Annotated in this window: 7 protein-coding genes and 1 pseudogene; 3 read left to right on the top strand and 5 right to left on the bottom strand. The window is 34.3% G+C overall.

Translation table 11 applies throughout. The features are described from left to right. The first annotated feature begins 354 nt into the window (after window positions 1-354). Both ACQKMR_RS28035 and ACQKMR_RS28030 read left to right on the top strand, forming a co-directional pair. Entirely contained in the window at window positions 355-555 is a 201-nt protein-coding gene (locus ACQKMR_RS28035; RefSeq protein WP_427700192.1) for a hypothetical protein, read from the top strand. Between the two features lie 154 nt (window positions 556-709). Then, complete coding sequence (locus tag ACQKMR_RS28030) at window positions 710-1,351, top strand: HAD hydrolase-like protein (RefSeq protein WP_427700191.1); 642 nt, start codon at window positions 710-712, stop codon at window positions 1,349-1,351. 582 nt (window positions 1,352-1,933) lie between these two features. Here ACQKMR_RS28030 and deoC read toward each other — a convergent pair. From deoC to ACQKMR_RS28015, 3 genes are all read right to left on the bottom strand, one after another. Next, entirely contained in the window at window positions 1,934-2,566 is a 633-nt protein-coding gene (gene deoC / locus ACQKMR_RS28025; RefSeq protein ID WP_427700190.1) for a deoxyribose-phosphate aldolase, read from the bottom strand. A 177-nt stretch (window positions 2,567-2,743) separates the two neighbouring features. Next, on the bottom strand, window positions 2,744-3,682 hold the full coding sequence (locus ACQKMR_RS28020) for a sugar-binding transcriptional regulator (RefSeq protein WP_427700189.1): 939 nt from the start codon (window positions 3,680-3,682) through the stop codon (window positions 2,744-2,746). 190 nt (window positions 3,683-3,872) lie between these two features. Next, complete coding sequence (locus ACQKMR_RS28015) at window positions 3,873-4,043, bottom strand: hypothetical protein (RefSeq protein ID WP_427700194.1); 171 nt, start codon at window positions 4,041-4,043, stop codon at window positions 3,873-3,875. On the opposite strand from ACQKMR_RS28015, the gene ACQKMR_RS28010 reads away from it, so the two are divergent. Further along, a complete protein-coding gene (locus ACQKMR_RS28010; protein WP_427700193.1) occupies window positions 4,024-4,230 on the top strand; it encodes a DUF3895 domain-containing protein in 207 nt (68 codons plus the stop codon). The genes ACQKMR_RS28015 and ACQKMR_RS28010 overlap by 20 nt on opposite strands. Window positions 4,231-4,640: 410 nt before the next feature. Here the strand turns inward: ACQKMR_RS28010 and ACQKMR_RS28005 are convergent. Together ACQKMR_RS28005 and ACQKMR_RS28000 are read right to left on the bottom strand one after the other, a co-directional pair. After that, window positions 4,641-4,901 (bottom strand): annotated as a pseudogene (locus ACQKMR_RS28005) (carbon-nitrogen hydrolase family protein); the annotation flags it as partial. A gap of 145 nt (window positions 4,902-5,046) precedes the next feature. Next, window positions 5,047-5,844: transposase (locus ACQKMR_RS28000; protein WP_427700188.1), on the bottom strand; the 798-nt coding region annotated here is incomplete at its 5' end.

The following is a 5,844-nucleotide window of genomic DNA, read 5'->3' as shown; positions in this document are numbered from 1 at the left end:
TGGGTTAGACTCTATTTTTGAGTTTAGATTTTCGTAGTAGATGGTGGCGGCGAGGAGCGCCGCCATAGAAGTTTCTTATGGAACTAACGGGGCAGGATAGTTCCATAAATAACTTGGGTTTTTATGGTAAAATATAAAATGGAACGTATTGTGGGGGGTTACTTGGAATCATTTATTATGGTGTTATTCATATTTTTAGTTTGTATATGTATTAGTTCGGTTCTGAATATACTTTTTAAGATGACGAGAAAAAGAGATTGGCTTATAACATTCTTAATAAGTTTAGGTTTATCAAAAATAATAGTTCCTCTATTAAATGCTTGATAAGAGCTATAGGGGCTATGAGGTGATTGAGTGGGATTTTATTATTTATTATTACTTCTAATAGGTGTTGTTCTTCTTATTGCGGGGGCACTTTGGAAAGATGTATCATGGTCAGTTAAAATCGTAATTTTTTTGTTTGTTTTTGGTATTCTTTTTATCGTTTTGGCAATTATTTTGTTAATGCCAGGTAGTTCTGATATTATTGCTGAACTGTTGAAATTGAATGAATAGACCGCAATAAGATACATTCAAATTGAAGAAAAAAATACCCTTATTAAGGGAGAGAATAGTTTGCGGGCAGAGCTTTCAAAAAATATCGGAATGATTGTAATTTTAGAAAAAATATTATGTTTTAATGAGAAGATAGAGAGAGGAGAATTTTTCAATGAGTGAAGCAATTATTTTTGATATGGATGGAACCTTATTTCAAACAAATTTAATTTTAGAACCTGCCCTAGAAGAAACATTTGATGTACTACGAAAAGAAAATTTATGGGATACAAAAACACCGATTGAACAATATAGAAAAATTATGGGTGCACCTCTACCAGATGTATGGGAAACACTTTGTCCAAACCACACACTAAAAATACGAGAAAAAAGCAATGAAATTTTTCATAAAAAGCTTATAGAACTAATCAAAGCACATAAAGGTGCATTATATGCTGATGTGGAAAGAACATTAAATGAGTTAAGTGAAAAGTACCCCTTATTTATTGCCAGCAATGGACAGATAGAATATTTACAAGCCATTGTAGAAACTTATAATTTGGATAGATTTATTCAAAATACATATAGTATCCAACTAATTAAATCTGGGTATAAATCAGATTTAGTGCAAATGGTGAAAAATAAAAATCAAATTGGAAAAGGTTACGTTGTCGGTGACCGTTCTTCAGATATATCTGCTGCTAAGGATAATGAACTTATTGCCGTTGGTGTGAACTTTGACTTTGCTCAAGAAGATGAATTAAAACAAGCTGATTTTGTAGTGAATAATTTCAAAGAAATCTTAGAGTTAGTTTAAAAAGATAAAACACTATTTAGACCTTGTTGAGATATCAGGTGCGTTAGCTGAAGATCGGTGCTGTCTTTAAGGTAGCATTTTCTTTATGGAACTATCGGGAAAGCATTCCTGTATTAACTGAAATACAAAAAGTTTGTGAAGAAATCTACTTAAACTAACGGGTGCGTTAGCTGAAGATCAGAGCTGTCTTTAAGGCAGCTTTTTGTTATGTGGCTGTACCCCATAAATCCCAAATGGGAAATTCTTCAACTGATATGTTAGGATTTAGTAATCTAGTAAATAAAAGCAACAATGATCAAACCTATTTTCAAAAGTTATTTGAAGCTTTAAAGGTAATCGCATAATATAGGTACAAAATATACAGGCGAAGAAAGGCACTCAATATGAAATTGAGTGCCTTTTCGTTTTATAGTTTAGAAGTATATAGGGTAGCTTGCGGCTGTCTTGCTCAAGCGCCTAGTGGACATCGTAACTTACGATCTGTAGACATCGACTCTCGTTATAAGCCAACCATTCCAAGGGGTAATAAGTAACCCACTACTGGTTTGCTCGTATTATACTTGTCGCCGATAAACGGATTAATTAATACACTCCGTTACTTGTTCCAATTCTCGTAGCGCCTGCTTCTACCATTGCTTGCATTAGCTCTTTTGTTCTTACGCCACCTGAAGCTTTAACTCCTACGTTTTCGCCCACGTTTTTTCGCATTAAAGCTACGTCTTCAACAGTAGCTCCACCAGTTGAGAATCCAGTTGATGTTTTAATGAAATCAGCTCCTGAAGCACGTACAATTTTGCTTACTGTTTCGATTTCTTCTTTTGTTAATATGCATGCTTCAATAATGACTTTCACTAAAGCATTGCCGTTAGCAGCTTCAACTACAGCTTCGATATCTGCCTGAACAACATCATAGTTTCCTGCTTTCATCTCGCCAATATTAATAACCATATCAACTTCATGAGCGCCATTTACAATAGCGTCCTTCGTTTCGAATGCTTTTGTATTTGTTGTATTTGCACCTAATGGAAATCCTATAACCGTACATACTTTCACATCGGAATCTTTTAAAAATTCAGAGGCTAATGGCACCCAATAAGGATTAATACATACTGATGCAAAGCCATGTTGTAAAGCTTCTTCTAATACTTGTTGAACGGCTTGACGAGTTGTATCTGCTTTTAATATTGTGTGATCGATTAATTTATTGTAATTCATACAATGTTCCTCCTCATAGTTAAATGTAAGTTTATAATAACACAATTAGAACAAATGTAAAATGTTATGTTTACATTTGTTCTAATTGTGGGAGTGTTCATAAAGTAGAAAGAATTAAAAGAAGCTATACTCGTTAATAACGAATATAGCTCCTTTATGAAATGTGTTAATGATGAGTTATAAAGAAAGTAGTTTTTTAGCTGTGAAGCGATCAGTAACTAAGGTATTAGCAAGTTGGTGCTTAAGAGAGGTATGAATCGCTTGTATTTTTTTATCGCCACCAGCGATTAGAATGCTTTTTTCTTTGTTCTTTAATTCAGCTAATTCAATACCAAATGTTCGCGTATTTAATTCTTCGTAACATACATCACCATTGCTATCAAAAAATCTTGAACAAATATCCCCAACAGCATGCTCTTGTAAATACGTAAATTCCTCGTCGGAAATATAATTCATTTTATAAAGCAACGAATGTTTCGTAACCGATCCAATTGTATACAATGCGATATTAGCTCGTTTCATTTGTTCTAGCACATGGGCGATATGACGGTCTAGATCAATTAAATTTTTGAGTTCAATGGAGTCAAATATAACAGGTAGTGGAACGAATTGTCCAAAGGCTTTATAAGCATCTGCAAACTTTTGCATGATTTCAATATCATGGGTTTCATAATGAGAATAGCTCATACCTCCTTTAAGTTGAATCAATTCAATTCCTTTCAGATTTTTGGGCAGTAATTCTTTCGCCACTTCATAAAGTGTACTTCCCCATGAAACGCCAATAATATCTCCGTCTTTAATGATTTCATCAAGGTATTCAGCTGTTGTTTTACCAATGTACTTCTTAATTTGCTCTTCTTCATCAATAGGAGCGAATGCTATGCGGACAGCATTCAATTGATATTTTTCTTGTAGTGCTAATTCAAGGTTAGAAGACTGATCTCTAGGGTCGTTAATAACGATCTTCACGTAATTTTTTTCTTTGGCGTACTTCAATAACTTTGAAACAGTAGGTCTTGACAGATCGAGAGCTTTAGCGATTTCACTTTGATTCTTATCTAAATCGTAATACATCTTTGCTACATCTATACTAAGTAAATCTTTATCATCGAACATAATTGGCTCCTTTAATGTACTGGTTATAAATAATGATATACTCTTTTTCAATGTAAGTGATATAAAAATCTTCATGGACTAACTACGTATCAGTATGAATTAAAAGAATCACTGTAAACCATATTTATTCATAAGTAAAACGAGCTAGTAAAATAATTCTTTAATCTTTATTGGTAAAATGGATATTGTCTTATTCACAAATCCAGGAGAGACCAATTGTTTGGACGCCAGTATGTACACCGGCTACTGAAAGGAGCATAAGTGTTTCTGTTTCGATTTCAGGTATCTCTTGCTTAACCATTTCTTCTGATACTTTACCAGGAGAACTAAAAAAAGCCGTTTTGGAATACTTAAAATCCATAGACAGCACACGAGTTATTTGCGAGATTTTGATTAAAAAACATAATGCTCCTGTAAATAGCTATAATACAAACAAACCGAAAATCTATCCTCAAGTTGCGATGTATTTAGATTCTTTAGTAGAACAAGGGGTAGTAGAATTGAAAGAAAGAATAAGTACAATAGATCGGTTATACGTCTTAAAATAGATTGAAATGAAAAGGTTGTGTAGTGGTTCATCTACTCGAAGCCTTTTTCGGAACTCCTACAAGGAAAACGGTAAAAGACTGTCTCGATTAGACAGCTTTTTTTTATTAATCCCATACCTTTATAGTATGGGTATTTGGTTCGTAAGAGTGTACTTTTACGGGAACGGGTTAGCCATTGTCCTCCCCCTTTCGTCATATTTAAAGTTTATTTCCTTCTTTATCCACAAAAAAGACGACACTCCCAATTTGAGTGTCGTCACTACATCCATATGGGTAGCTAAAAAAGCTTAGCAGTAATAGGAAAGTCACTAATTTTCTATGAGAATAACTTTTTGATAAGTCTCTTCGGCTAATCTAAGATTTAGTAAGAACTACTGAGGTGTTATAATACTACAACAAGGCGTGAGAATTTAACGTGATAGGATTGACTGATCAATGCCTACTGATAAATTAATTTCTTCATATGTGATAGATTCATTTTTACTGTCCCCAAATTTTCTAACTACAGGTGTAGGATTTTGATTAAAATTCATACTTAAGCTCTGGTTAGAATAGTGACCTGCTGGATCAATATAATATTTAAAATCAATTACTTTTTCTAGATCTATCTCTGCATAGGCAATTCCTTCGGTCTCCGCAGGAATCATTTCACTAATTGGTTCTCCATCTGGTAGGGTGCTTTACTTCAATAATAGGGGTTGCTGCGGCAGCCTTTTTTGTATGAAAACACATTAGTAAAAAAGCCATGTTAAAATAAACCCTCCATATTCTCATTTTTTTTTGAAGGGCTATGTACTATGTCGTTATTTTAACTGATTATGCAGTTTGTTGTTTAGATGGAGCGATTGTATAGCCTTTCTTTTTTAGGTATTCGATCATTTTTAATTCTTTGTTATTTTTTTGTTTTTCTTCAAGGTAATTTGAGCCTAGTTCATGATAAGGTTCTCCTGTTTTTAAGATGTTGTAAGCAATCGTTAATAGTAAATGAGCGGAAGCGATTCGTCCCTTCATTTTTCCCTGTCGTTTGGTTATCCTTTTTCGATGTGAAGCTATTCGATTATTTTGCCTTGATGTCGCTAATACACACTCTACGGCCATTGTTTTCAAAGCTTTGTAACCTTGTGTGGTTTTACTCGTTTTTTTTTTACCAGCACTTTCGTAATTTCCGGGACTCACACCCGCCCAAGAGGCAAGATGTTTAGCCGACTTAAATACGGACATATCCACGCCCATCTCTGCAATAAAAGTAGCTGCGGCAGCTTTGTTCACACCAGGTATACCATCCAATAATTCTACTTCCTTACGATAAGGGGACAGGAGTTGATCAATTTGTTTTTCCAATTCTTCTATGGCTTTTTCTAAATAACTCATATGCTCCCAATGGTAACGCAACATATCACGATGATGACGGCGAATACGACCATTAATTGCACTGGCAATGTCAGTAATACTTGCTTTTGTTCGCCAATCCACCATTTTTCGAAGACCATCGGTCTCTATTTTTTCACCGTTTAGAATCGCTTCAAGAATACGGCGTCCCGATACACCAAAAATGTCTGATAGAACGGATGTTAGCTTGATATTAGCATCTTGAAGAATTTTGTGAATGCGATT

Origin of the sequence: Peribacillus sp. NPDC096540, from assembly GCF_050278525.1 — a bacterium.
Classification (GTDB): domain Bacteria; phylum Bacillota; class Bacilli; order Bacillales; family DSM-1321; genus Peribacillus.
The sequence above is the reverse complement of the archived record's forward strand: the minus strand, read 5'-3'. Positions and strand labels throughout refer to the sequence as shown.